This is a genomic window from Kineosporia babensis, assembly GCF_021129305.1.
Lineage (GTDB): Bacteria > Actinomycetota > Actinomycetes > Actinomycetales > Kineosporiaceae > Kineosporia > Kineosporia babensis.
On record NZ_JAJOMB010000060.1, the window covers coordinates 1 to 4,024 of the forward strand.

General features: G+C 62.1%; 4 protein-coding genes. 3 read left to right on the forward strand and 1 reads right to left on the reverse strand.

The features are described 5' to 3' along the window. Positions 1 to 474: 474 nt before the first annotated feature. Positions 475 to 840: a transposase family protein gene (locus LR394_RS40905; protein ID WP_231450119.1), complete on the reverse strand. Its 366-nt coding sequence runs from the start codon at positions 838 to 840 to the stop codon at positions 475 to 477. 556 nt (positions 841 to 1,396) lie between these two features. On the opposite strand from LR394_RS40905, the gene LR394_RS40910 reads away from it, so the two are divergent. From LR394_RS40910 to LR394_RS40920, 3 genes are read left to right on the forward strand one after another with little or no spacing between them, the layout of a single operon-like run. Continuing rightward, the gene (locus tag LR394_RS40910; RefSeq protein WP_231450120.1) at positions 1,397 to 2,032 is read left to right on the forward strand and encodes a DUF6875 domain-containing protein; all 636 of its coding nucleotides are present in this window, start codon (positions 1,397 to 1,399) and stop codon (positions 2,030 to 2,032) included. A gap of 42 nt (positions 2,033 to 2,074) precedes the next feature. Further along, on the forward strand, positions 2,075 to 3,229 hold the full coding sequence (locus tag LR394_RS40915) for a TIR domain-containing protein (protein ID WP_231450121.1): 1,155 nt from the start codon (positions 2,075 to 2,077) through the stop codon (positions 3,227 to 3,229). 48 nt (positions 3,230 to 3,277) lie between these two features. Beyond that, positions 3,278 to 3,997 carry a B3/B4 domain-containing protein gene (locus LR394_RS40920; protein ID WP_231450122.1) on the forward strand — a complete coding sequence of 240 codons (720 nt, stop codon included), beginning with the start codon at positions 3,278 to 3,280 and terminating at the stop codon, positions 3,995 to 3,997. The last annotated feature ends 27 nt before the right edge of the window (positions 3,998 to 4,024 follow it).

Sequence of the window (4,024 nt, forward strand, 5' to 3'; positions counted from 1 at the left end):
GAACCCGGCACTCTTCACACCAAGGGCTGGACCCGGACGGGGTTTCCACGTTCCACATGCATGAGACACGAACGGATAGGGCGCCCTCTGTACCCCGGGGACGATGGTGCTCACCCGGCAACGGTGCGTTCCGTCACCGGCATCTGCCGCTTCCCAGCGGCCAGTCCCTGATCTCGGCCCGGTGAAACATCCCTTCTACCCGGACCTTCAAGATGACGAGGCATCAGCCAAGGGTTCACTCACGTTCGCCCGCCCGTTCTTCTCCTCGCCCGTGGCCCTCGGAAGGAACGAGGACCCTTCGGCTTGAACCCTGGGTTTCGCACCCCGCAGTTACCCGCGACGCACGCCAGGGAGGAGACCGGTCACCGAGCACGGACCGGAGATCACGTCACCACAACGGCACCTCCTGCAACGTGATCCACTCAATGCATGCGACCTCGTGTCGCACCCGCACGCTCTTGCCGTCCATCGCGATCACCCGGCGTCCGCCCAAAGATGCTGTGCGGGTGTGAAAGAAGACGCCCAGCAGCGCGTCCAGCTGATCGGCGTCCGTGCTGGTAATGACCCGGCGGAACGTCGCTTCTGAGGGCGCTCGGGCAAGCCGAGCTGCCGCAGCAGGCCAGCCTCGCTCTCGGCGGCCCACTGCGCGGTCGCGGCGAACGAACGGGCCCCGCCCAGCGTGGCGGCCAGCCCCGCGGCCAGGACTGCGCAGACCTGGTGACGTACTCCACGACGGGCGCGAGGGTCGCTGACCTGCGCGAACACCTCGATCAGCGACCGAGCGGCGGGGATCGGGGCGGGCAGGGCAGCAGGAACGAGGGCAGTGCGAGTGGATGACATCGACGGGTGAGGCCTCGGCTTGGACGGATCAAGGTGTAGGAACCTCCATCAAAGCCATCCAGGCCTCATCCGTCACCTACCGGACACCTCGTGTCCTCGCGCAAACGCCCAGCTCAAACCCCTGACACCTGACTTTGACGCGCCCCTGGCAATGACCCTGCTACATCCCCGAGGGCCGACGCGACCTCACCCGTCCGATCGATGCCCTCTACCTCCATGGACTCATCCAGTGATCAAACCGGGCATACCCGCTTCACGCCGAAGCCCTGACCACGCTCCCGCACGCTCTCCACCCAGGTCGACCTTCCGGCAAACCACCCCAGCCGTGAGATCCTCTGTTATCGTCAAAAGCTGCGAGGCGGTTCTGCCATGATTTCCACGGGAGGCGGAGGGAACCTCGCGGGGGCGACCGACGGGATAGACACGATGACTTGGGTCCACCATGCGCAACATTCCCATTCGTCCGGCTTCTGGAGCCGTCCTCGATGCATCGACCAAATACTCCCTGTCGCCACGGCAAAGGATGACGTGCGGCACCTGACGGACCGGCGCTGAAATGATCGGCATGACGCCACATGACATCGAAATCGCCAACTCGGTTCTTGAGTGGGGCAGATCGACCCTGGCCATGCCAAGTTCCGAGGTGCACCGCCCCTACGGCGACCAGGTGCTGTGCCCATTCGTCGGGGGATCCATTAAATCCAATGCATTCCGCGTGCAGATCCACTCCGAGATTACCGGGGTTAGCATCGATCAACTCAACCAGGCCATGCTTTCCTACGCCGATCACTTTCGGACGACTCCGCCCTTCAGCGAGGCACGGCAACTCAATAAAGCGCTTGTCATCGTCTTCCCCAACATTGACAAGGACCACTACGGCGTGCTGGACCTCTCCCAGCACCAGCTCAAGTCCGATTTCGTCACGCGTGGCCTGATGCTCGGCCAGTTCCATCCGCGATGCCAGGTCCGCGGCGCATGGAACCATGGCTTCCGGGCGTCCGTCTCGGATTGGCCCATCATGGCGATCAGAAACATGGCCATTCATGACATCATCTTCCTCAGAGAATCCGCCGCGTGGTTCACCGCCTACAACCTGAGATTCGGCGACCGCTTCAAGCGGGACCAGGTCGATGACGACGCCAGGCCGTTCGCAGAGATCTTCTACACCGCCCTCGCCCAGCATCGCAACTGACAAACGAGCGACCTAGCCTCCAGCATCGAGGAGAATCCGGGAATGACCAAAGCTTTCATCGTTCACGGGCACTCGCAACTTATGTATGAGATCGAAAGCTACCTCCGGTCGGAGGTCGGCGTCGAGGGCGTCGTCATCCTGAAGGACCAGTCACACAGCGGCGAGACCGTGCTAGAGGCTCTCGAATCCCGCGCGGACGTCGACGTGGTCATCGCTGTCTGGACAGCCGACGACCTGGGTAATGCTAATGGGGCCAACCCGACGCCCAGAGCGAGGCAGAACGTCATCTTCGAGTCCGGGTACTTCATCGCCAAGATGGGACGCTCCCGGGTCATTATCATCTACGACGAGTCCATCGAGTTGCCCTCCGACCTGGCCGGACTCATCTATGTCCGGATGTCCTCCTGGCGAGCCGATCTCCGGCGGCAGGTCATCAGAATCCTCAGGCCGCCTCGCGAACTGCTGGCCGAGATGCCAGACTTAGTCGCATACCTGCCCCTGGCCGACAAGGTCGAGGATATCGCCCACACACCCTCGACGACGAGGATCATCAACGCCGTCGACGTCGAGCCCTCTCGCATGGGCGGCGTTTTCGACAGCCGCGGCCTGCGGTTCGACGGCAACACCGTGGTGCAGGTCCACAAGCCAGATCTGCCGGTGCATCGCGAAAATCGGACTTTCACCATGTGGCTACGGTTCACGGAACTGGGTGGGCCGGTCTCCAACGGCATCTATCTGCCCCGGTTCGTCTTCTGTTACGGCGGAGAAGCTCACGGAAAATCCTTTGGACTCTTTCACGGTAGCCCCTTCTTCGAACCGGCGATGGCCATGGAACCCGGCCTGAGGGTGTTCTTCTTCTGCGACCCCAGGCGCTGGTCGCTAAGCGGCGAGGACGCCTGCGACTCGGGTCCGTTCTCCGCAGTCCCCGTGGATCGCTGGCTCCACGTCGCTCTCACCTATGACGGCGGCTACGTGAAGTCATACCTGAACGGGCGACTGGTGACCTCGATCGCCCGCGGTCATGGCACGGAGCCGTGCGAAGTGATGAATATTGGCGGTTTCCTGCCCGGCAAAGAAGAGCCGTACAGCGGGTACAACTTCCATGGGTACATCCGTGAGTTCATGGCGTTCCGCCGCGAACTGACAGGCGAGGAGATCGACCAGATTTTTCACGCCACCCGGCACCTAGTACAGTGAGGTACGTCACTGCCAGACAGTTTCCGGCCCGAGTAGATTGAGGCTGCCGTGTTGTACACCGTTTCACCTGATGTCTTCGAGCGCGCACCGGAGTTCGAGCGCGCAGTAGTGATCATCAGCGACGTCGAAAACTCCCGGCCAGCCGAAGAGTTGGAGGTCTTGTTCCGGCAGCGGCTCAAGGAGATCGAAGACGACCCCACGCTGACAGCCGGCGACCCTCGAATCGAAGCATGGATAGCGGCGTACCGGCTTTTCCCCTCGCCTCAGGGTCAGCGGATCCGGCCGTCGATCAGCAGTCTGGTGCGGCGGATCAAGAAGGGTGGCAGCGACAGGATTCCCTTTATCTCCCCGCTGGTGGCGATCTCGAATCTCGTCTCGCTCGAATACTTTACTCCGAGCGGTCTCATCGACGCGGACAGCGTGACCGGCAACCTAATTTTGGGCCCGGCCACTGGCAACGAGTCGTTCACCCCGTTCGGCCGCGACGAGGAATCCAAGATCGAGCCCGGCGAGATCATCTATTACGACGATGACTCCAAGACCGTGCTGTGTCGAGCCTGGAACAGCCAGGGCGGCAAGGCGACCGGCATCCAGCCGAGCACACGTCATGCGGTTCTGGACGTCGACTGTCTGCTGCCTGTACTCAACAAGGAAGAACTGAACGCCGCGAGCGCGTTCGCCGCCGACCTCGCACAGAAATACTGCTCGGCGCGCTCGCAGGTATTCACCTTGAATGCATCGAATCCGTCTTTCGAGTTCACCTTCTGACATCTTCCGGTAGACGCTTGGAAGCGC

Bases quoted from the DNA above. Each gene is read 5' to 3' on its own strand.
- LR394_RS40915 (WP_231450121.1), top strand. From the start codon at position 2,075: ATGACCAAAGCTTTCATCGTTCACGGGCACTCGCAACTTATGTATGAG.
- LR394_RS40905 (WP_231450119.1), bottom strand. From the start codon at position 840: ATGTCATCCACTCGCACTGCCCTCGTTCCTGCTGCCCTGCCCGCCCCG.
- LR394_RS40910 (WP_231450120.1), top strand. From the start codon at position 1,397: ATGATCGGCATGACGCCACATGACATCGAAATCGCCAACTCGGTTCTT.